The 22,715-nt window shown below is 60.9% G+C and carries 16 protein-coding genes; 7 read left to right on the top strand and 9 right to left on the bottom strand.

Annotation, left to right across the window (positions count from 1 at the left end; translation table 11 throughout):
* The first annotated feature begins 87 nt into the window (after positions 1–87).
* The 5 genes from AD949_RS12960 to AD949_RS12940 all read left to right on the top strand — a co-directional run bounded on the left by AD949_RS12960 (position 88) and on the right by AD949_RS12940 (position 6,664).
* A complete protein-coding gene (locus AD949_RS12960; RefSeq protein WP_048834718.1) occupies positions 88–609 on the top strand; it encodes a DUF1285 domain-containing protein in 522 nt (173 codons plus the stop codon).
* Positions 606–1,853, top strand: a complete 1,248-nt coding sequence (locus tag AD949_RS12955) for a CCA tRNA nucleotidyltransferase (RefSeq protein ID WP_052944496.1) — start codon at positions 606–608, stop codon at positions 1,851–1,853. Before AD949_RS12960 ends, AD949_RS12955 begins: the two co-directional genes overlap by 4 nt.
* 59 nt (positions 1,854–1,912) lie before the next feature.
* Positions 1,913–3,700 carry an ABC transporter ATP-binding protein gene (locus AD949_RS12950; protein WP_048834633.1) on the top strand — a complete coding sequence of 596 codons (1,788 nt, stop codon included), beginning with the start codon at positions 1,913–1,915 and terminating at the stop codon, positions 3,698–3,700.
* A gap of 190 nt (positions 3,701–3,890) precedes the next feature.
* The gene (locus tag AD949_RS12945; protein WP_048834634.1) at positions 3,891–5,090 is read left to right on the top strand and encodes an HlyD family secretion protein; all 1,200 of its coding nucleotides are present in this window, start codon (positions 3,891–3,893) and stop codon (positions 5,088–5,090) included.
* The gene (locus AD949_RS12940) at positions 5,087–6,664 is read left to right on the top strand and encodes a DHA2 family efflux MFS transporter permease subunit (RefSeq protein WP_048834635.1); all 1,578 of its coding nucleotides are present in this window, start codon (positions 5,087–5,089) and stop codon (positions 6,662–6,664) included. Before AD949_RS12945 ends, AD949_RS12940 begins: the two co-directional genes overlap by 4 nt.
* Positions 6,665–6,731: 67 nt before the next feature.
* Here AD949_RS12940 and AD949_RS12935 read toward each other — a convergent pair whose 3' ends face one another.
* The 9 genes from AD949_RS12935 to carA all read right to left on the bottom strand — a co-directional run bounded on the left by AD949_RS12935 (position 6,732) and on the right by carA (position 19,796).
* Entirely contained in the window at positions 6,732–7,250 is a 519-nt protein-coding gene (locus AD949_RS12935) for an RNA pyrophosphohydrolase (RefSeq protein WP_048834636.1), read from the bottom strand.
* Positions 7,250–8,419: a divergent polysaccharide deacetylase family protein gene (locus AD949_RS12930; protein ID WP_048834637.1), complete on the bottom strand. Its 1,170-nt coding sequence runs from the start codon at positions 8,417–8,419 to the stop codon at positions 7,250–7,252. Before AD949_RS12930 ends, AD949_RS12935 begins: the two co-directional genes overlap by 1 nt.
* A gap of 23 nt (positions 8,420–8,442) precedes the next feature.
* On the bottom strand, positions 8,443–9,915 hold the full coding sequence (locus AD949_RS12925; protein ID WP_048834638.1) for a S41 family peptidase: 1,473 nt from the start codon (positions 9,913–9,915) through the stop codon (positions 8,443–8,445).
* Between the two features lie 172 nt (positions 9,916–10,087).
* Positions 10,088–11,635, bottom strand: coding sequence for a murein hydrolase activator EnvC family protein (locus AD949_RS12920; protein ID WP_052944498.1), 1,548 nt, complete (start codon positions 11,633–11,635; stop codon positions 10,088–10,090).
* The gene (gpmI, locus tag AD949_RS12915) at positions 11,636–13,192 is read right to left on the bottom strand and encodes a 2,3-bisphosphoglycerate-independent phosphoglycerate mutase (RefSeq protein ID WP_082064559.1); all 1,557 of its coding nucleotides are present in this window, start codon (positions 13,190–13,192) and stop codon (positions 11,636–11,638) included. It lies immediately after the preceding gene.
* 104 nt (positions 13,193–13,296) lie between these two features.
* Positions 13,297–14,493, bottom strand: coding sequence for a threonine ammonia-lyase (locus AD949_RS12910; RefSeq protein WP_048834639.1), 1,197 nt, complete (start codon positions 14,491–14,493; stop codon positions 13,297–13,299).
* Position 14,494: 1 nt separating this feature from the next.
* Positions 14,495–14,968, bottom strand: a complete 474-nt coding sequence (greA, locus tag AD949_RS12905; RefSeq protein WP_048834640.1) for a transcription elongation factor GreA — start codon at positions 14,966–14,968, stop codon at positions 14,495–14,497.
* Positions 14,969–15,110: 142 nt separating this feature from the next.
* Complete coding sequence (gene carB, locus AD949_RS12900) at positions 15,111–18,365, bottom strand: carbamoyl-phosphate synthase large subunit (RefSeq protein WP_048834641.1); 3,255 nt, start codon at positions 18,363–18,365, stop codon at positions 15,111–15,113.
* Between the two features lie 6 nt (positions 18,366–18,371).
* Complete coding sequence (carA, locus tag AD949_RS12895; RefSeq protein ID WP_048834642.1) at positions 18,372–19,796, bottom strand: glutamine-hydrolyzing carbamoyl-phosphate synthase small subunit; 1,425 nt, start codon at positions 19,794–19,796, stop codon at positions 18,372–18,374.
* Positions 19,797–19,976: 180 nt separating this feature from the next.
* Between carA and AD949_RS12890 the strand changes: the two genes are divergently transcribed.
* Entirely contained in the window at positions 19,977–20,432 is a 456-nt protein-coding gene (locus tag AD949_RS12890) for a GatB/YqeY domain-containing protein (protein ID WP_048834643.1), read from the top strand.
* Positions 20,433–20,789: 357 nt separating this feature from the next.
* Positions 20,790–22,622 (top strand): DNA primase, encoded by a 1,833-nt coding sequence (dnaG, locus tag AD949_RS12880; RefSeq protein WP_048834645.1) that lies wholly within the window; start codon positions 20,790–20,792, stop codon positions 22,620–22,622.
* Positions 22,623–22,715: the final 93 nt, after the last annotated feature.

The raw sequence follows: 22,715 nt of genomic DNA, 5'->3' as shown, positions 1-22,715 counted from the left end.
GCTGAAGGCCAGACCAACAAGAACGCGCTCCCCTGCCACACCGCTTGTGCGGATGATGTCACGGATGAGGCCGCAAAGAGCGAGGCTTTGCGGAAGCTGCCGTTTCTTATTCGTCGTGATGGCGTCTGGCTTTATCGTGGCAGCCCCATCAAGCGAAAAGAAATGGTCTGCCTGTTTGGCTCTCTGCTAACGCGGGATGAGACAGGCGGATATCTGCTCCGCTCTCCGTTCGAGACGGGGTATATTGAGGTGGAGGACGTGCCCTTTCTGGCGGTGGAGCTGGACTGGAAGGGGTGTGGCCGCATGCAGAAGCTGTGTTTTCGCACCAATGTGGATGAACCCGTGGTCGCCAGCCGCGAGCACCCGATTCGCGCTGTCTGGAGTGTGCCGAGTGAGGCCTGTGGGGGCGGCGGATGCCCGCCCTATCTGCTGGTGCGGGCCGGGGATGGACAGTTTCCAATAGAAGCGCGGCTTTCCCGCCCGGTCTGGTATGAACTGGCGGCACTGGCGGAGCCGGGCCAATGCGGGGGCGAACCCTGCATGGGCGTGTGGAGTTGTGACTGCTTCTTCCCGCTCGCCCGTATGCCTGCCGACCCCTCTGACCCATGACATCCGATACACAGGCAACACAGACGCATCTGACCAGCCAGCAGACAGAGGCTCTCGGGCTGATCTGGCAGGTTCTACCACAGGCGCGTCTGGTTGGCGGTGTGGTGCGGGACCTGCTGAAAGGGCGGCCTGTTGCCGATATTGACCTCGCGACACCGGAACCGCCGGAGCAGGTGCTTGCAACGCTGAAAAAGGCAGGAATCAAGGCTATTCCAACCGGCTTGGCGCACGGGACAGTCACGGCGGTGATCGAATCTGCCCCCTATGAAATTACCACTCTGCGGCAGGATGTGGAGACGGATGGGCGGCATGCCGTTGTAGCGTGGACGGCGGATTGGCGGGAAGACGCCGCCCGGCGCGATTTTACCATCAACGCCATGTCCCGTGGGCGGGACGGCGTTTTGCATGATTATTTTGGCGGGCAGAACGATCTCGCACAAGGCCGGGTGCGCTTTGTGGGAGAGGCCGCGACGCGTATTGAGGAAGACGCCCTCCGGATTCTCCGGTTTTTCCGCTTTCAGGCCCGGTATGGCAGTCACCAGCCGGACGCAGAGGCCATGCAGGCCATTACGACTCATACTGGTCTGTTGCGTGGGCTTTCTGTCGATCGAATCTGGTCCGAACTCAAACGGATTCTGACAGGCCCCGCTGTGCCGGAGGTGCTCGGTCTGATGGAGCGGACAGGTGTGCTGACAGCACTGTTCCCGGAGTGGGCGATCCATAGTCTCACCAAGATCGACGCCCTTAATCGTCTGGTCATGGCGCGCGCGCGCCTGACCCGGATGGTGGAGGCGGGCGCACCGGCGGACGCGGTCCTGCGTCTGGCGGCTCTGGTTCCAGATGAGGCTGGCGCACTGGCCCAGCGGCTGAAACTGTCAAATGCGGAAGTCGCTTTTCTGAAAGCTGTGACCGGCGAACCCGTTCCGCAACCGGGCATGACGGAGGCTGACCTGCGCCGCCTGCTGGCGCGGGACTCGCCGGAGGTTCTGCTGGGGCGGACATGGTTGCGTCAGGCGGACGCGTCAGGCGGAGGTGCGGCACAGGCGGAGTGGCTTGCTCTTCGCGCCAGATTGTCTGCTATGACACCGCCGGTTTTCCCGCTGGCGGGGCGGGATGTTCTGGCCGCAGGCTACCCGCCGGGGCCAGAGGTTGGGGCCATGCTGGAGCAGGTGCGGACATGGTGGCTGGCCGAGGGGTGCACGCCCGCGCGTGAGGCCTGTCTGGCAAGGCTGAAAAACTTTTAAAACCACAAACAGAGGTCGCCCCTTTGCATAGCGAGGCAGGAGGCTGGTAGAGGTCTCGCATGAGTTCTGCAAAGCCTGATGGTGCGGCTGCCGCCAGCCGCCGTTCCCTGCTGCCTGATGACACGCGCGTTCTGCTGAAACGCCTCTGGCGGGAGCAGGTGCGTTTGCACCCTGCGCGTATTACGGCAGTTGTTGTGCTGACGGTGCTGACCGCGGCGCTAACAGCCCTGTATCCGCTGGTGATCCAGCGGGCGCTGGACATGTTCTCCACGCATGATTCCCGCATCCTGTATCAGGTGCCGCTGCTGGTGGTGCTCATCACCATTTCCAAAGCAGCGTCCCAATATGCGCAAACACTGGCGGCGCAGGGGCTGGTGCTGGTGGTGATTCGTGGTTTGCAGGGCGAGATGTTTGACCATCTGGTGCAGACGGATGTGACCCGTATCGAGCGGGAGCCACCTGCAAAACTAGCCGCCCGGTTTACGACAGATGCCGTCTCCATCCGTGAGGCAATGATCCGCGCCGTCAATTCTCTGGGGGATGTGGTCACGGTCGTCGGGCTGATTGCCTCCATGTTCTATATGGACTGGGAACTCAGCCTGATTGCTGGCCTGCTCTACCCGATTGCCGCCGTGCCGATCCAGAAGCTCGGCAAGCGCGTACGCCGGGCTTCTGGCGGTATGCAGGAAAGAATCGGGGAAACGGCAGCCTTTCTGACCGAAAGCTTCGCACAGGCCCGCACGGTGCGCGTCTATGGCATGGAGCAGAAGGAAAGCGCACGGGCGGCTCTGTCTTTTGACCATCTCTATAACGCCATGCTCCGTATTACCCGTGGCCGCGCGCGCGTGGACCCTTTGCTGGAAGCGCTGGGCGGTTCTGCCGTGGCGGCTGTTCTTGGGTTTGCTGGCTGGCGTGCCGCGATGGGCGGGGCGACGCTGGGGGATTTTTCCGGCTTTGTAGCCGCTCTGCTGCTGGCGGCTCGCCCCTTGCGGGCGCTGGGCGCGCTAAATGCGGCTTTGCAAGAAGGTCTGGCCGGCCTTGTGCGTGTGTTTGACGTGATTGACGAAAGACCCGCCGTGCTGGAACGGCCCGGCGCGATTACCCTGCCACCGGGCCATGGTCATCTGGCGTTTGAAAAGGTCGGGTTTGTCTATCCGGATGGGCGTGTAGGGCTGGAAAGCCTGAGTTTTGAGGCGGCCCCCGGCTTTACCGTCGCATTGGTCGGTGCGTCTGGCGCGGGAAAATCGACAGCACTTTCTCTCGTGCCGCGCCTGCATGACGTGACGTCCGGCAGAATTATGCTGGACGGGGTGGACCTGCGGGATCTGACACTGCCCAGCCTGCGGCATGCCATTGCCTATGTCAGTCAGGACCCGCTGCTGTTTGACCTCTCCATCCGCGATAATATCCTGATCGGGCAGGAAGATGCGTCGGATGAGGCCGTGCGGGAAGCCGCCCGCGCCGCAGCAGCGGAACCGTTTATTCTAGCCTTGCCGAACGGATATGACACGGTGGTTGGCCCCGGTGGCCAGCGCCTGTCTGGTGGCCAGCGGCAGCGTGTGGCGCTGGCCCGCGCCTTGCTCCGTAATCCTCGCCTGCTGCTGCTGGATGAAGCGACCAGTGCTCTGGATAGCGAGAACGAGGCTGCCGTGCAGGAAGCGTTGGGCACGTTGCGGCATGCGCGCACAACCATTGTGGTGGCGCACCGCCTTTCCACCATTCGCTCGGCGGATCTGGTCGTGGTCATGCGGGAAGGGGAAGCCGTGGAATATGGCACGCATGACGAATTGATTGCGCAGGATGGGCTGTATGCCCGGCTGGTTCGCACACAGGGGTTGGACCGCTAACGCCGCGCTTTTTTTCTCTTGGTCTGACAGGGGTTTCTGGTCTGAACAGGCTTGGTGGGCTTCATGCCCGCTTGAAGCCTTTTTGGGATCATGCCACATACTGACCGAACCGATCGGTCAGCGCGCCGGAGGCATGAGCTTCCGTGACTGACTTTGTAGTATGAAGAGTGTCTCAGGGACGGGAAACAGAATGGCCGACGACCATAACGAACAGTCTGATGCAACGTCTGATAACGGGAGCGCCCCGCCAGCGAAGAAGAAAAGCGGACGTGGCAAAATTATTCTGACATGCGTTGTTATTGTGCTGGCGGTAGCGGCCGGGGTTTACTGGTTCCTGACGCGCAATGAGGTGGAAACGGACGATGCGTTTACCGCAGGCCGCGCCGTCTCCATTGCGCCGCATGTCGGGGGATATGTGACGGAACTGCTGGTGAATGATAACCAGTTTGTCCGTAAAGGGCAGGTTCTGGCTCGCATTGACCCTAGAGACTGGCAGGCCGCGCGTGATAAAGCCGCAGGCCTTCTGGAAAAATCTCAGGCCGGTATGCAGGCCAGTGGCATGATGCATATTGTCGCCATGCAGAGCTATCCGGGCCAGTTGGTGCGGGCACAGGGGAACCTTGCCGCCGCCAAAGCGCAGTTGTTCAAGGCGGAAACCGATTATAAGCGGCAGCATTCCGTGGAGCGCGCCGCAACCTCGCAGCAGGATATTGATTATGCCCGCGCTGCGCTGGAAGCCGCTAAGGCGCAGGTGCTGGAAGCGCAGGGTATGGTGCAGATTGCAACCCCGGTGCAGCCCAACATCAAAAACGCCCAGATCACCATCAGCCAGCAGGAAGGTCAGGCCAAGGCCGATCAGGCTGAGCTTGATAACGCCAACCTGAATCTGGAATGGACTGTTCTCCGCGCTCCGTGTGACGGCTGGATTTCTCAGCGTAATCTGGAGCAGGGCAATTACGTCCGCGCGGGGCAGGTGGTGCTGTCCATTGTGGAGCCGGAAGTCTGGGTTGTTGCCAACTACAAGGAAACGCAGATCACGCGTATCCGCCCCGGCCAGAGCGTGGATATCAAGGTGGATGCCTACCCATCCCTCAAGCTGCACGGGCATGTCGATTCCCTTCAGAAGGGCACCGGGGCGACCTTCAGCGCCTTCCCGCCTGAAAATGCGACCGGTAACTACGTGAAGATCGTGCAGCGTGTGCCGGTGAAAATCCTGATTGATGATGGGCTGGACCCCGCGCAACAATTGGCTCTGGGTATGTCTGTAGTCCCCGTGGTGCATGTGGATACGCAGGGCCATGCCGATGCCGCGCCGCAGGATGTGCAGCAGGCTGTTGCCCAGCGCCAGAAAGCAGCGGCCACCGCTGGCCATGAGACCGCCGCGCCATGAGCGCGCAGGACGAGGTTGCCGCCGGAGGGTGGAAGCCCAAACATAATCCGTGGTCTGTCGCCTTCATTGTGACGATGGCGGCGTTTATGGAAATTCTGGACACAACAATCGTCAACGTGTCCCTGCCGCACATCGCCGGGAGCCTTTCCAGCACCTACGATGATGCGACATGGACACTGACGGCCTACCTCGTTGCGAACGGTATTGTGCTCACCATCTCCGGGTGGCTGGGCAAGGTCTTTGGCCGGAAACAATATTTTCTGGTCTGTATTGTTATGTTTACGGTCTCTTCCTTTCTGTGTGGTATGGCCACCAGTCTGGCGGAACTGATTGTTTTCCGCATGATGCAGGGTTTTTTTGGCGGTGGCCTGCAACCCAACCAGCAATCCATTATTCTTGACAGCTTCCCGCCAGAAAAACGGGCGGCAGCTTTCGGGCTGACGGCTATTGCCGCCGTGGTCGGGCCGGTAATCGGCCCGACGCTGGGCGGCTGGATTACCGATAACTTCTCATGGCGCTGGATTTTCTTCATCAATGTGCCGTTCGGTTTTCTGACAACGCTGGGTGTCGCAGCGCTGGTGGAAGACCCGCCATGGGCCAGAAAGCGGAAGGCCCCGATTGATGTGATCGGTATCAGTCTCATCACCATCGGGTTTAGCTGTCTGGAAGTGATGGTGGACCGAGGGGAGGATGCGGACTGGTTCGGCTCCACCTTTATCCGCATTATGGGGGTTCTGGCCGTGCTGGGGCTTGGTGGCGCCGTGATGTGGCTGCTGCATACAGACAAGCCTGCGGTGGACCTGCGGGTGTTCAAGGACCGCAATTTTGCAGTGGGCACGGCCATGATGGGGGCCATGGGCGCGCTGCTTTATGCCTCCGCCATTATCGTTCCGCAGTTTGCCCAGCAGGTTATGGGCTATACGGCTACGCTCTCCGGCCTCATTCTCTCGCCGGGCGGGATTGCCGTCATTGTGCTGATCCCGTTTGTGGGCAAGCTGATGAGTATCATCAGCGTGCGCAGTGTGATCGCGTTGGGCTTTGGCTTGATGGGGCTTGCGCTATTCTTTTCCGCGCAGCTCACGCCTCTGCTGGACTTCAAGCATCTGGTGCTGTTCCGTATGAGTCAGACGGCGTGCCTCGCCTTCCTGTTTGTGCCGCTGTCCACCATTGCCTATTCCACCATTCCGGAACGCCTGAACGCGGATGCCTCGGCCTTGTTCAGTATGTCCCGTAACGTGCTGGGCTCTCTGGCTATTTCAGGGGCAACGGCGATGCTCATGGAGCGCAAACAGGCGCATCAGGCGCACATGGTCCATTGGATGACGCCGTACAACCAGCCCTATAATGAGTATCTGACACAGGCGCAGAACGCGGGGATAAACCGGGGCATGACGCCTGAGGCCGCGCAGAGTGCGGCGCAGCATGTGCAGTTTCTGGAGTTTTCCCGTCAGGTGGCCATGCTGACCTATAATGAGGTCTTTATGATCCTCGGGATTGGGGCTTTCCTATGCGTGCCGTTCTGCTTCCTGCTGTCCAACATCAAAAGCGGCGGTAAGGCGACGGGCGCACACTAAAAGCGTTTGGTCCAGCAGTTAGGATAAAGGGGGAAGAGAACGCGTCTCTTCCCCCTTTTTTATGCGCTCAGACAGGGGCGGCGAAGGGTGCGAAATCCTGCACCAACCGCTCATAAATCGGTTTTTTAAACCCGACATTTCCAGAGGGTAGATCGGCCAGTTCAATCCACTGGAAGGCGTCAAACTCCGGGGGACGCTGAGCGTCCAGACGGATGTCGGCATCCGTGCCGGTAAAAGCCAGAGCGAACCATTTTTGCGTCTGCCCACGGAAGCGGCCGCCGAGTGCCTTGCCGATCAGGTAATCCGGGAGGTCATAGGTTATCCAATCCGGGTGTTCTTGAAGCAGTTTCAGGCTACGCGCTTCAAGCCCAAGCTCCTCCTGCACTTCCCGAAAAACAGCGGTTTTCGGGTCTTCTCCGTCATCAATGCCGCCTTGCGGGCATTGCCATGTGCCTTCAGAAAGAGGGCCACCCGCACCCGGTTGGTCCGTGCGGCGGGCGATCAAAATGCGACCATCGGCCCGAAAAATCATGGCGGCGACATTGGGGCGGTAAGGCAGACTTTCGGCTTTTGGGGGAAGGCTCATTAGGGGTGTCCAAAGGGTGTCGGGGTTGTCCGGCTATCGGTAGGGGCGGGGGTAATCTGGACATGCACCGCACCTTCGGCTGCCGTTGGTTGCGGCGGAGGTTTGGGGGCAGCCGGTGGAGGCGGTGGCGGCATGACCAGCATGCTGACAGGCACGAGCGTAATGCCAATTGTTTTCAGATGCGGGAGCCACGCCCTCAGGCAGGAGAGTGCCACGGGGCGCAGTGGTCCCATGACGCCAATGGCGTGGCCGTTCTTGCGGGCAAGCTGCTGGAGCTTGAGCAGCAGAATATCAATGGTGACAATATCCGCATCGGTATTGATCGCGACATCGGCTGTGCCAATGGGGCCGGGTCCGTGCGGGGCGGTCGCGGGTGTTGCGTTGAGATAAAACAGGCCGCGCTGGTTCAGGCTTGCAAGCAGGGGCGTGAACGCGGGAGAATGCGCATAATCTCCACCCGTCTGCCCGGAAAAGGCATTCGTCACCCCGGCATAGCCTGCCAGATGGGAGAGAAGCGCGTTGAGCGTCTCTTTGTTATGTTCCACACTGAGAGACGGCGTGAGCGCGTCCTGCCCGGTAATTCCCTTGCCATTCCTGCTCTCAGCATCAGAGCCCTGTATCGGTAGCGAGAGCAGCGTTTCATGGTGGTGTGTTCTGGCCCGCTCCATCAGGCTCATAGGGTCGGCGGCAAAGGGAGAAACAGCCAGAGAAACAGGGCCGGGGAGGGTATCGATCGCCTGATTGCTGAGTTCATCATCAGACTGACCAATTCCGTCAATCAGAAGGGCAACCTGTGCGTTGTCAGCGGGAACCGGCACCACCGGGGCGGCATAGGCCAGCCCGGGCAGAAGGCCATGCGGCCCGGGCTTGGGCAGTGCAAACCCACCGGGACCAATCTGATCAGAGAGCAGATCACCCATCGGGGCTGGAATATCAGTTTTGTTGGCGAGAGCAGTGAGGACGGCGGGCGATGTTGTGCCCACATCAATGTCCTCGCCGCTCACAGCCGCATAGGGCGGCCCCATGACCTGTAAGGTCAGCGCCAGAACGCCAGCCAGAGCCGTGCAGCCCCCCCAGAAGCGGATAAAGGCCCGGCCAGACGCAGGCATCTGCTGCCACAGAGAGACCCCGGAAGGCTTCTCAGGCGTGCCAGAAGATGGGCTGGACATGGCGCACGGGCCTCCTGCTGGTGTTAGTGGTGGGTATGGCTGTCTTTGTCGGCTTTATTGTTCTCTTTGTCCTTATCCGCCGGGGGTTTGGCGGCAGGCAGAGAGGCAGACGGGTCCGGCGCGGGCAGTCCAGCCATGGAACGGACAACACGCAGGCCCTGCTGGAGCTGGAAGTCCGTTGCAGGCTTTGTGTAGTCAAATTCCGGCCAGTTGGCAGGAGGTTCGCCCGTTATGTCCTTGGCAATGGCCGGCAGGTCCGTACGGGGTGCTGCTTTGGTCTGGTTTCCGCCCTGATTTTTCAGAATATGTTCAAGGTCGGCTTCATGCAGGCTGAAGCCGGGGTCTTCCCGCGTTTCTTTCACGGCGATATCGGGCGTAATCCCCAGCCCCTGAATGGAGCGGCCAGACGGCGTGTAATAGCGGGCCGTTGTCAGACGGATGGCCCCGTTGCCCGGAATGGGCATGATAGACTGCACGGAGCCTTTGCCAAAGGACTTCGTGCCCAGCAGCACGGCGCGGTGGTGGTCTTGCAACGCGCCGGAAACAATTTCAGACGCAGAGGCGGACCCGCCGTTGATCAGCACCACAATGGGCAGACCATCGGTAATGTCTGTCCCGTGGGCATCCCAACGCTGGCTGTCCTTGGGGTGGCGGGCGCGGGTGGAGACAATCTCACCAGAGCGGATAAAGCTGGATGAGACATCAATGGCCTGATTCAGCAAGCCGCCGGGGTCATTCCGCAGATCCACCACCAGCCCGGCCAGCTTGCCGCCCGCCTGCTGCTTGAGCTGGTTATAGGCTTTGAGCAGACCTTTTTCCGTTTCCTCATTGAACTGGGCGATACGGATATAGCCAATCCGGTCATACAGCGCGGATTTAATGACTTCGATGTGGATGTTCTCACGCGTGAGTGTGAGAATAATCGGCTTGGGGGTTTTCTCCCGCACCAGTGTCAGCGTGATTTTGGTGTTCGGCTTGCCGCGCATTTTCTTCACGGCTTCATCCAGCGGTGTGCCATCCACGGGGTGGCCATCCACGGCAATAATATAATCACCCGGCTTGATGCCCGCACGGAAGCCCGGTGTGCCATCCACTGGGGAGACAACGCGGATGTGCCCGTCCTGCTGTTGCAGTTCCAGACCGAGGCCGCCGAACTCGCCCTTCATCTGCACCATCATGTCCGCATACTGTTTTTCGGTCATGTAGGAGCTGTGGGGGTCAAGCCCGGTCAGCATGCCGTTCAGGGCATTGGTGATCAGGTCTTTATCAGAAACCGGCTCGACATAATCCGCGCGCACAAGGTCCAGCACAGTGCCGAACAGGGTGAGCAGGCGATAGGTTTCGGCATGGTTGCTGGTGGGGGAGGCATCCGGAGCCTTTTCCGCCATGGCGGGGGAGGCGAGCATGCCTGCGCCGGGCAGCGCACCGGGGTGGGAAGCCACGGCAAGGCCTGCCAGAAAAGTGGCGCCAAGCATCAGACCTGTGCGGAACTTCATGCGATCTCGTCTCCTGTCGCCGGGTATGGCACCCGTGCGCTCGTGTCCTGTCGAATGTTACAGCGTTGGGCTGCGTCTTGCGTTGTAGCGCAAAGTGCAGCCTGTGTCCGCCATGCAGTCGGGCGAGATTAGCTGCTTCCGCCGGACAGGCAAACCGTCAGTCCATTTTTCCTTACAGGAAGGGAGCCGGATTGACGGGTTTCTGCCCGTGCCGCAACTGGATAAACAGCGTGCCCGAACTCCCGGAAGACCCCATATGCCCGATAGGCGCACCTTTGGCGAGGCCTTGCCCGGTGGCTACATCAAGCCCGGAAAACCCAGCCATAACAAAGCGATAATGCTGGCCGCAATTTAGAATAACCATCTGCCCGTAGGTGCGGAACGGCCCTGCGAAATCAACGCGGCCAGAACAGGGCGTGCGAACACTGGCTCCCGGCGCTGTGCGATAGGTTATGCCGGTTGCGGGACCAGATTCGGTTGGAGATCCCCATGAACTGACAAGCGAGCCCACCACCGGGCGCGTGCCCCCACCAGCAGGCGGATGGTCTGACAGGCCGGGGCCAGCGGCGGAGGCCATGGCCGCCATTTTCCGGCGAGCTGCGTCCGCTCGTTCCTGCGCGCGGCGGCGGGCGGCTTCATCCCGCGCGGCCTGATGGGCTTTTTCAGCGGCGGCAATTTCTTTTTGCAGGGCCGCTTCCGCTCCGGCCTGCAGGGCGTCCAGCCGGGAGACGGCGTCCTGAAGGCTGGAGGCCCGTTGTGTCGCGTGCTGCAACTGCGCGGCAGCCGTGCGGGCGGCGGCATTGGCCTGCTGCTGGGCCGCGCGGGCCTTTAGCGCCTGTTGCCGGACCTGATCGCGCTGATGGCTTTGCGTTTCCTGCAACTGGCCCAGCTTGGCCAGTTTGGCGGTGAGTTCCGCATCCAGCGCAGTCAGTTTTTCCTGCCGGGCGCGCATGTCTTCCGCCTGATGTTCCAACCCACGGGACAGGCCGCGTAGCACCAGAAAGCCCGTAACAGCCTCCCCCTGCGGCACGGGAGCAGCCAGCAATGTATCAGACGGATAGAGGGAGAGGCGCTCGGCCAACGGCAGGACCGGAGCAAGGGCTTTGGCATCCTCCCGCAGCCCCTCACGCAGGCTGGCCTGTTCCTTGCGGAGGTCGGCAATGCGGGAATCGAGGTCCGAGACCTGCTGTTCCGTTGTCTGGAGTTGCGCTGTGGCTGAGACTGTCGCCGCAGAAAGAGCCGTCGCTTTGGCCGCACTTTGCACGGCAACGGCCTGAGCGGCCTCATTTTTGGCGCGCGATGCCGTGACCGCCGCCGCCTGAGCGGCTTTCTGCCGGTCCATGGCCGCGCGCTGGGCCTGTGTGGCTGCCAGAGCCGACTGCGCCTGCCTGACAGACCGCTCGGCTTCGGCCTCCGCGCTGGTTGTGCCTGTGCGGGGTGAGGACGACGTGGCGCGTGAACTGGAAGAGGGATGCTTGCTGCCGGAGGTGCCGGATGCCCGGTGAGACGGGCTTTTCGCACTGTGATGATTCGCACTGTGATGAGCGGCGTGGCTGGTACTTTTTTTGGCGGCGACTGCCTGACCCTGCGGAATGCACGCTAGCAAGGCGAGTATCCCTACAGGCAGTGCGGCAAAAACCTGCCCCCCACAGGCCGGATTTCTCCGTCCGCGCAGGGCAGACGGAGACGGACAGAGCGGAGAAGGCCGGGCGAAAAGCATTCAGTCCGTTAGCAGGGAAGTCCCTGTCATGTCATCAGGTTTGGGCAGGCCCATCATGTCCAGCAGGGTGGGGGCGAGGTCAGCCAGCCGCCCGTCTTTCAGCTTTTTCGCACCGACGCCAAAAGCTACCAGCGGCACCACGTTGAGCGTATGGGCTGTATGTGGCACGCCGGTCTCCGGGTCTTTCATGGTCTCGCAGTTGCCGTGGTCCGCCGTGACCAGCAGAGAGCCGTTCTGTTTTTTGAGGGCTTCCATGATGCGGCCCGTGCCGGTATCGACGGTTTCCACCGCTTTGATGGCGGCTTTCAGCACACCGGTATGGCCAACCATGTCCGGGTTCGCAAAATTCAGGACAATCAGGTCATACTTCCCGCTCTCAATGGCGGCGACGGCTTTGTCCGTCAGTTCCGGTGCGGACATTTCAGGCTGGAGGTCATAGGTCGCGACTTTGGGGGAGGGCACCATGATGCGGTCTTCCCCTTCAAACAGGTCTTCACGCCCGCCATTGAGGAAGTAGGTGACGTGCGGATATTTTTCCGTCTCGGCCATGCGGAGCTGGGTGCGTCCGGCGCGGGCCACGACTTCCCCCAGAATATTCTCCAGCGAGTCCGGCGGGAACAGCACCGTCAGGCGTTCGGCCAGCGTGTCGCTATAATGCGTCATGCCCAGAACAGTGGAGAATTTGACCACTTTGCCACGGGCGAAGCCGTCAAAGCCCGGTTCAAGCATGGCGTCCAGAAGCTGACGGATACGGTCGGCGCGGAAGTTGAAGGAGAGCAGACCATCTCCATCCTTCATGCCGGTATAGCCGTCCAGCACGGTCGGGACGATAAATTCGTCGGAAATATCGGCCTGATAGGCTTGTGTGATGACATCCTGCGCAGTGGCGGCCTTCGGGCCTTCCGCGCTGACGAGGGCGTTGTAGGCTTTCTCCACACGGTCCCAGCGTTTGTCACGGTCCATGGCGTAATAGCGGCCGGAGACGGTCGCTATTTTCACGCTCTCCGGCAGGGCAGCGCGCAGCGTGTCCAGATAGCCTTGCGCGGAGCGGGGCGGGGTGTCGCGTCCATCGGTAAACACATGGAAGGCCACGGGCACCCCGGCGTCAGCCACCATACGGGCAAGGGCTGCGGCATGGTCCTGATGCGCATGGACGCCACCGGGAGAGACAAGGCCGAGTAGGTGGCAGGTGCCACCGGTTTTTTTCAGTGTGTCGATAAAGCCGGTCATGGCGGCGCTGCGGGCCACGCTGCCGTCCCGGATGGCGGTGGTAATACGTGGCAGTTCCTGCATGACAACGCGGCCCGCGCCGATATTCAGGTGCCCGACTTCGGAATTGCCCATCTGGCCTTCTGGTAGGCCGACATCTTCCCCACAGGTGCGCAGAAAGCTGCGCGGCCCATTTTTCCAGAGCGCGTCAAAAACCGGAGTGTGGGCCTGCTGAACCGCGTTATCCGAGGACTCTTCTCGCCAACCAAAGCCGTCAAGAATAACCAGCATGACCGGATGTTTTGTGTGGGCCGGGCGTTTTGTCTGGGACGGTGCTGAAGCACTCATGGAACCATGCCTTCTTATTGTTTTAGGGCCATATTATTTCAGGGCTTGAGTATGCCACTAAAACAGCCGGAGACAAAGTGCCGGGCAGGCATGGTTCCACCGTGTCAGGCGCGGCGAACGATGTAGTGTTCGCCTAAGGCTTTGGTAATCAGGGCCGCGTGTTCCGGGTCCCGCGCTTCGATCATCACTTCCAGTTCGGCAGCCTGAACGGAAGGGGCTGCAAACAGGCGCTGATGCGAGACTTCAATAATATTGCCGCCAGCTTCCCCAATGCTTTTGGAAATATCAGCCAGCACACCGGGGCGGTCCGGAATTTCCATAATCAGACGCAGGATGCGGCCATCACGTAGCATGGCGCGCAGGAGCGTGTTGGCCAGAATACGGCTGTCGATATTGCCGCCAGAAATGGGCAGCGCGACCTTTTTGTCCCGGAACAGGTCAGGGTAGGTCATGACGGCGGCAAGCCCGACAGCGCCTGCGCCTTCAGTAACCTGCTTCGCTCCTTCGGCCAGCAGGGTGATGGCGGTTTCCACCGCACATTCCGGCACCACCAGCACGCGGGAGACCAGCTTGCGAATGACCTCATCCGGGCGCTGGCCGATCTGCATCACGGCAATGCCCTCGGCGATGGTCGCCCCCCCGGACGGATGCGTGGCCGGAGCGGGGAAGGCGGACAGGGAATTATAGCTTTCCACCTGCACACCAATCAGTTCCACTTCAGGGCGCATGGCTTTGGCCGCCACGGCGCAGCCACCCAGCAGACCGCCGCCGCCAATGGGGGCGACCAGCATGTCCAGCGGCCCGGCATCCGCAAACAGTTCCATCGCGCAGGTGCCCTGACCGGCCATAACCGCAGGGTCATCATACGGATGGATAAAGGTGCGGCCTTCACGCGCCTGAAGGTCCTGCGCAAACAGCAGGGCTTCCGCAAAGCTTTCGCCTTCCAGAATGACGCGGGCACCCCAGTTGCGGGTACGCACTACTTTGGCGGCGGGGGTGAAGCGCGGCATGACAATAACGGCGTCAATGCCCAGCAGGCTGGCATGGCGGGCCACACCCTGCGCATGGTTGCCAGCGGAAACAGCAATCACGCCGCGACGACGTTCATCGTCAGACAGCAGAGCCAGCTTGTTAGCCGCTCCGCGTTCCTTGAAAGAGCCGACAGCCTGAAGGTTTTCAAGCTTCAGAGTAATCTCCGCGCCCGTGACCTTTGAGAGAGACTGAGAGGAAATCGTGGGGGTGCGGAGGACACTCCCGCTTATCCGCGCGGCGGCGGCGGTGATATCCTCAAATTTCAGCATCTCAGATGAATTTCACAGACAGGATCTCATAAGTCCGGTCACCGCCGGGGGCGGGAACGGAAACGGTATCGCCTTCCTGCTTGCCAATCAGGGATTTGGCGAGCGGGGAGGAGATGGACAGCAGGTTCTGCTTGATGTCGGCTTCATGCACGCCAACAATCTGGTAGGTCGCTTCCTTGTCCGTCTCTTCATCAACCACGGTGACAGTCGCACCGAACTTGACGTGATCCCCAGACAGGGTTGTGGGGTCAATCACTTCCGCTGTGGAGATGATGCTTTCCAGCTCAAGCACGCGGCCTTCGGTAAAGGACTGCCGCTCACGCGCAGCGTGGTATTCCGCGTTTTCGGACAGATCGCCGTGGGAGCGGGCTTCCGCAATGGCGCGGATAATAGCCGGACGTTCTACAGATTTCAGATTACGCAGTTCGTCTTCGAGCCGCCGTAAGCCTTTTTCCGTCATCGGAGTTTTCTGCAAGACATGTCCCCAGAATAAATCTGCCGGACGATCAGACCGGCATGGAAGTTACAAAAAACACGGGTACAGGCGGCCAAGCCTTTCGGCATGGTCGCTTGCCCCGTGGAACGTGGAAGGCAGACCGGACAGTCAGCCGCCCTGTTCAGAACGATCCACTAAAGTATGACTGAAGTGGCGCAACTTCAAGCGGTCCTTCACGCATTGCCGCAATTGCGTAGGTTGCGGCGCGCGCGCCCGCCATGGTGGTGTAGTGCGGAATGCCCAGCACGAGGGCCGAGCGGCGGATGTCAAAACTGTCCGCCACGGACTGCGCGCCACGGGCGGTGTTGATGACCATCTGCACTTCACCGGAGCGGATGGCGTCCACACAATGCGGGCGGCCTTCCAGCACCTTGTTGACCACATCAACCTCAATCCCGGCATCGCGCAGCTTTTTGGCTGTGCCGCGCGTGGCCAGAATTTTCAGGCCCATGCTGGCCAACTGGCGGCCAAGGGCGGGGAGATGCGCCTTGTCACTCTCCCGCACGGACAGAAAGACCGTGCCGGACGTGGGCAGGCGCACACCCGCGCCAAGCTGGGATTTGGCAAAGGCGCGCTCAAAAGAGGTATCCAACCCCATGACCTCACCCGTGGAGCGCATTTCCGGCCCCAGAATGATGTCCACTTCCGCAAAGCGGTTGAAGGGGAAAACGGCTTCCTTCACCGCGACATGCGGCACCACAGCGCGGTCATCCAGATTGAAGCTGGCGAGCTTGGCTCCGGCCATGACGCGCGCGCCGATTTTGGCCACCGGAACACCCGTGGCCTTCGCCACGAACGGTACGGTGCGGGAGGCACGGGGGTTGACCTCAAGGACGAAGATTTCCTGATCCTTGATGGCGTATTGCACGTTCATCAGCCCGACAATGCCTAGCTCACGCGCCATGGCTTCGGTCTGGGCTTTCAGCTCCGTTACAATGGCGGGGGAGAGCGTATAAGGCGGCAGAGCGCAGGCGCTGTCACCCGAATGGATGCCCGCTTCCTCAATATGTTCCATTACCCCGGCCACATAAACATCCGTGCCGTCTGCAATGCAGTCCACGTCCGCCTCGATGGCTTCGTTCAGGTAATGGTCAATCAGCACCGGGCCGGAGGCGATGTCATGCCCGGCAAGCTGAAGTGCTCCGCGCATGTAGCGCTGGAGACCGGCGCGGTCATACACGATTTCCATGGCCCGACCGCCCAGAACATAGGACGGACGCACCACAACCGGGTAGCCGATACGTTCCGCAATATCCTCAGCTTCCGCCGGGGAGCGTGCAATGCCATTATCCGGCTGGCGCAGGCCGAGCTTGTGCAGCAGCGCCTGAAAGCGTTCACGGTCTTCCGCGCGGTCAATGGCGTCCGCCGGGGTGCCCAGAAGCGGGATACCGGCATTTTCCAGCGCGCGGGATAGCTTAAGCGGCGTCTGGCCGCCGTACTGCACGATGCAGCCTTTGACAGTGCCGTTCTGCTGCTCCTTGCGGATCAGCGCGACGACATCTTCCGCCGTCAGCGGCTCAAAATACAGGCGGTCGGAGGTGTCATAATCCGTGGAGACCGTCTCCGGGTTGCAGTTGACCATAATGGTCTCAAACCCGGCTTCCCGCAGTGCGTAGGCGGCGTGAACACAGCAGTAATCGAACTCGATGCCCTGACCGATCCGGTTAGGGCCACCGCCGAGAATGATGATCTTCTCGCGGTCGGTCGGGTTGGATTCACAGGCTGGTGGCGCAAACACCCCTTCATAGGTGGAATACATATAGGGCGTGCTGGAGGCGAACTCACCCGCGCAGGTATCAATGCGCTTATAGACGGCATTGACGCCTACCTGATGGCGCAGGGCGGCAACTTCCTCTTCCTGCGTGCCAGACAGACGGGCAAGCTGGATGTCAGAAAAGCCCATGGCTTTCAGGCGGCGCAGGCCTTGGGCGTCACGCGGCAGGCCATGGTTCTGGATGGCGCGTTCCGCGTGAACAATTTTTTCCAACTCCCGCAGGAACCACGGTTCAAACCGGCAGGCCTCGTTGACATCCTCAACGGACAGACCAGAACGGAGTGCCTGAGCGGCCATCAGAATCCGTTCGGGGCGCGGCTGGGAGAGGGCTGCGCGGAAGGCATCTTCCCCGCCGTCACCGGGCACTTCCACCGGGTCCAGCCCATGCAGGCCGGTTTCCATGGAGCGCAGGCCTTTTTGCAGAGCTTCCGTAAAGGAGCGACCAATGGCCATGGCCTCGCCAACGGACTTCATGGAGGTGGAGAGCAGGGCAGGCGCGCCGGGGAATTTTTCAAACGTAAAGCGCGGAATTTTGACAACCACATAGTCAATGGTCGGCTCGAAGGACGCCGGGGTGGATCCGGTAATGTCGTTCTTCAGCTCATCCAGCGTGTAGCCCACAGCCAGCTTGGCGGCGATCTTGGCAATCGGGAAGCCGGTCGCCTTGGACGCCAGCGCAGAGGAGCGGGACACGCGGGGGTTCATTTCAATCACCACCATGCGCCCGTCTGCCGGGTTCACGCCGAACTGCACGTTCGAGCCCCCCGTTTCCACGCCAATGGCGCGCAGGCAGGCAATGGAGGCGTCCCGCATCCGCTGGAATTCTTTGTCCGTCAGCGTCAGGGAGGGGGCGACTGTGATGGAGTCCCCGGTATGCACACCCATCGGGTCAATATTTTCAATGGAGCAGACGATAATGCAGTTGTCCGCCGTATCGCGCACAACTTCCATTTCATACTCTTTCCACCCGAGCAGAGATTCTTCAATCAGCACTTCCGTGGTGGGGGAGGCATCCAGACCGGAGGCCACAATCTGCTCAAACTCTTCCCGGTTATAGGCAATGCCGCCGCCGGAGCCACCCATGGTGAAGGAGGGGCGGATGATGGTGGGGAAGCCGATTTTCTTGAACGCTTCCCGCGCTTCTTCCATCGTGTGAGCAATGAAGCTGCGGGGGCTTTCAATGCCGATGGCATCCATGGCTTCCCGGAATTTCTGACGGTCTTCCGCGCGGTCAATCACGTCGGCCTTCGCGCCAATCAGTTCCACGCCATGCTTTTGCAGGAAGCCGGAGGCATCCAGCGCCATGGCAGTATTGAGAGCCGTCTGGCCGCCCATGGTGGGCAGAATGGCGTCGGGCTTTTCCTTGAGAATGATGCGCTCAACAAAATCCGGCGTAATGGGCTCCACATAGGTGGCGTCCGCAAGGCCGGGGTCCGTCATAATGGTGGCGGGGTTGGAGTTCACCAGAATGACCCGGTAGCCTTCTTCCCGCAGAGCCTTGCAGGCTTGTGCGCCGGAATAGTCGAACTCGCAGGCCTGCCCGATGACAATGGGACCAGCGCCAATAATCAGGATGGAGCGGATATCTGTCCGTTTTGGCATGATGCGTTAGTCCTTGCTGCCGTGCGCATCAATCAGCGCGACAAACCGTTCAAAAAGATAGAAGCTGTCAGACGGGCCGGGGCTGGCTTCCGGGTGATACTGCACGGAAAAGGCTGGGAAGCGATCAGACGCCAGACCTTCATTGGAGCCATCAAACAGGCTGACATGCGTAACGTGCGCGTCCGCCGGAAGACTGTCCGCATCCACGGCAAAACCGTGGTTCTGGCTGGTGATTTCCACGCGGCCTGTAGCCAGATCCTTCACCGGCTGGTTCGCGCCGCGATGGCCACGGGCCAGCTTGTAGGTTCTGCCCCCCAGAGCAAGGGCCAGAAGCTGGTGGCCAAGGCAGATGCCAAACAGCGGCAGGCCAGCGTTCAGCACACCCTGAATGGCGGGCACGGCGTACTCTGCCGTGGCTGCCGGGTCTCCGGGGCCGTTGGACAGGAACACACCGGCTGGCTTGAGGGCGAGAATCTCGTCCGCTGTCGCCGTGGCGGGCACAACTGTTACGTCACAGCCTGCCGCAACCAGACAGCGGAGGATATTGCGTTTCGCGCCGTAATCCACCGCCACAACCCTGCGGCGGTTTTCCGGGGCAGGGCGGGTGGTTTTCGGCCATTCCCACACGCTCTCGCTCCATGTGTAAGGGGCTTTGCAGGTGACGGCCTTTGCCAGATCCATCCCTTCCAGCCCCGGCCATGCACGGGTGGCGTCCAGCAGGGCGGCCAGATCAAACTGCCCGTTTTGCGGGAAATACAGGGCCGCCGTCTGTGCGCCGTGGTCGCGGATTTTCAGGGTGAGGGAGCGCGTATCAACGCCCGCAATGCCCGGAATACCCTGCGCTTTCAGCCATGCATCCAGACTTTCCGTGGCGCGCCAGTTGGCCGGCTCCGTCAGGTCTTCCTTGGTAACAAGGCCGAGGGCTGCGCTGCGCTGGGCTTCATCATCTTCGGGCGTGGTGCCGACATTCCCGATGTGTGGGAAGGTGAAGGTGATGATCTGGCCTGCAAAGGAGGGGTCCGTCAGCGTTTCCTGATAGCCGGTCATGCCGGTGGAAAAGCAGATTTCGCCAAGAGCAGGCGTCTGCGTGAAGGCACCAAAGCCTTTCCCCCACAGAATGCTTCCGTCTGCAAGAACAAGGGCGGCGGTTGCGCCGTCCGGGCGGGCGTCGGGCATGGGTATTCCTGTTATGCTGCCTCCCGGCACCGGGGAGGATGGGGCAAGAGGGGATGGGTCAGGAGATGTGGGGCTTGCGGGGTCCAGATCTGTCAGCGAAAGACCTGTGGCCCGGGCTATGACGGGCCAGTGGCGGGACGGAATGGCCTGAGCCTGCCGCCATTTGCGGATGGCTTCTGTGCCAACGCCGGTCAGGCGGGCAGTTGCGTCCGGCCCGCCAAGTCGGGCAATGATGGTATCGATTGAAATAGGCATAAGGTAAGACTGTGCCTCCCGTGTAGGGTTTCTAGCAGTCTGCGGAACGGGTGGGAAGAAATTTCCCACTGCGCTATGCTGGTTTTGGTGTGGGGTGGGAAATTTCTTCCCATCTGATGATTTTATGCCACGCTTCCGCCGTGTGGCCTCTGACAGACATGATATGGAGTAGGAGTGGTTATGTCCCTGCGTGAACGCCTGATGGCTGATCTCAAGACGGCAATGAAAGCCGGAGAAAGTGCGCGTGTGGGCACGATCCGCATGATAACGGCCAAACTCAAGGATGTTGAGATTGCGGGCCGCGCCAAGGGCGGTGAAGGGCTGAGTGAGGAAGAGGGTCTGTCCGCGCTGCGCGGCATGATCAAGACCCGCACCGATTCGGTCACCCTCTATCGGGATGCCGCTCGCCCGGAACTGGCTGAAAAGGAAGAAGCGGAAATCGAGGTAATCCGTGGTTACCTGCCGCCGGAAATGGATGATGCCGCACTGGAAGCCGCTGTGAAAGACGCCGTGGCCGCCACGGGGGCGGAAACCATGAAGGACATGGGCAAGGTCATGGCTGCGCTGAAAGCCAAATTCGGGGCCGGGCTTGATATGGGCCGCGCCAATGCGGTGGTGAAGGCCAGCCTGAGTTGAGAGGCTGTTTTTAAAAGCCACAGTTTTAATAGTCTCGGCCACCCCGTATTTCTGAATTTCTGAGGTGGTGGCATCCGGCTAATTACCAGCGTGTGTTGGCCGGATGCTGGGATAGGGCGTCCCTGTTTCCGGGTTTTTGGCTTTCGGATGGTGTCTCTGTCAAAAGACCTTGCGTATGTGGGGGCGCACAGCGGGCTGCGAAATTTTTTTATCAGTCCGGCGGGCATGATCCGTTTCTGAAGTCAGCCCGCCTGTCCAGTAAAAAACGGGAAACCATCGGGCGTGTCCTGTGTGCGCAGGCTATGCGGCGCGCCGGAGGCTGGTGCACGGTCTGAGGCAAAATGATAACAGGCCGATATGGCAATTGAGTCAGGCTTTCTGGATGAACTGCGTGCCCGCACACCGCTGTTTTCAGTGGTGGGGCGGCGCGTCAAGCTCGCCCGCTCGGGACGGAACTGGAAAGGGTGCTGCCCTTTCCATGGGGAAAAAACACCCTCTTTTTACGTCTATGACGATCACTTCCATTGCTTTGGCTGCGGTGTGCATGGGGATGTTATCTCCTTTGTCATGCAGATGGAGGGAAAAAGCTTTCCGGAGGCAGTGGAAGAGCTGGCCTCTGCGGCGGGGCTGGATGTGCCCAAAGACACCCGGCGTTCTCAGGAAGAGGTGGCGCATACCCGTTCTCTGGGAGATGTGCTGGATCTCGTGCAGGAAATCTGGGCCGCCGCCCTTTACACCTCAGCCGGTCGCGCCGGGCTGGACTACCTACTGGGGCGCGGGTTGACGCATGACACCATCCGGTCTTTCGGGCTGGGCTGGGCCGGAGATGGGCGTGGGAGTCTGACGACGGCGCTGGCGGCCAAAGGGGTCACGCCGCACATGATGGCGGAAGCCGGGCTGATGCGGCTGGATGAGGATGGTCAGCCTAAGGGTGAACTGTTCTGGGGGCGCGTGACCTTCCCGATTCGGGACCGGAAAGGGCGTCTGGTGTCCTTCGGCGGGCGTATTCTGGGCGATGGTCAGCCCAAATATCTGAATGGGCCGGAAACAGCACTGTTTTCCAAGCGTCGCCTGTTGTTCGGGCTGGACAGGGCGCGGGCGGCGGTGCGGGCGCCCCGGCCAAAAGGCGCGCCTGTGACCGATTTGGTGGTGGTTGAGGGCTATATGGACGTCATCGCCCTGCATCAGGCTGGATTTGGTGGTGCGGTGGCCCCGCTGGGCACAGCTCTGACACCGGAGCAGCTTGATGTTCTGTGGCAGGTCGATCGTGCGCCGGTACTGTGTTTTGATGGCGATTCCGCAGGGCGTCGGGCTGCGGCGCGCGCGGCGGAAACGGCTCTGCCGTTACTGAAGGACGAGCGTTCGCTGCGCCTCTGCTTGCTGCCGGACGGGGAAGACCCGGACAGTCTGGTGCGCACACGTGGTGCGCAGGCGGTGGCGGATCTGTTTGCCTCGGCCAGCCCGCTTTCCGATGTGTTGTTTGACCTGCTGGCCGGAGGGATCAGCAATCCGGGGCCGGAGGAACGGGCCGCCTTGCGGCGCAAGCTGGTGGAAGCGGCTGCGTTGATACCGGAAAAGACACTGGGCGCGGAATATCGCTCCACGTTGCTGGACCGGTTTTTTGAAACCTTCCGGCGGAAAAAAGGTGCGGGCTTTGGTGGCAAGCCGTCTTTGGGTGGGGGGGGTAGTAGCCGCGTTCCGCAGAACACTCAGTCTTCCCACGTGGACCCTGTCCGGGAGCGGCAGCGTATCCTGCTGGCCCTCCTGCTGCGTTACCCCGAGCTTGTACAGGAGGCAGAGGAGGCCCTCTGCCGACTGAGCTTACCAGATGATTATTCCGATCTGCGGGCCATGCTGCTGGACCTGTCCGCTGAGGGTCTGCTGCCGGAAGATGGCAAGACGCTGCTGGACGTATTGGCCGGGCGGGAGGAGGAGGCTCTGGCGCATTCTGTGCTCACAGAAGGTCCTTTGCCGTTGAATCTGGAAGAAAAAGATACGTCACTGGCTGTGGCCATAAGAACACAATGGTGGCATTTTTACGGATTGCTGAATTTTGGCCAGTTTCAAAAAGAAGTGGAACAAGAGGTTGCGCGTTTCGCACAGGATGGGGCAGATATGGCGGAATGGAAGCGGCTACAGCCAAGACTAGAAGCTTTGGCTGCGTTGAGGCGTGGGGAGACGGGCGAGTGATTTTCAGGCGGCGTGGGGGAATGTTCGCCCCGCGTTCCCCTTGACTTAGGGGGCAGTATATCCCACGTCCTGCCCGCCCTGAGAAACTGAACA

The organism is Acetobacter orleanensis (assembly GCF_001581005.1).
Lineage (GTDB): Bacteria > Pseudomonadota > Alphaproteobacteria > Acetobacterales > Acetobacteraceae > Acetobacter > Acetobacter orleanensis.
This window is presented reverse-complemented; position numbering and strand designations above follow the sequence as displayed.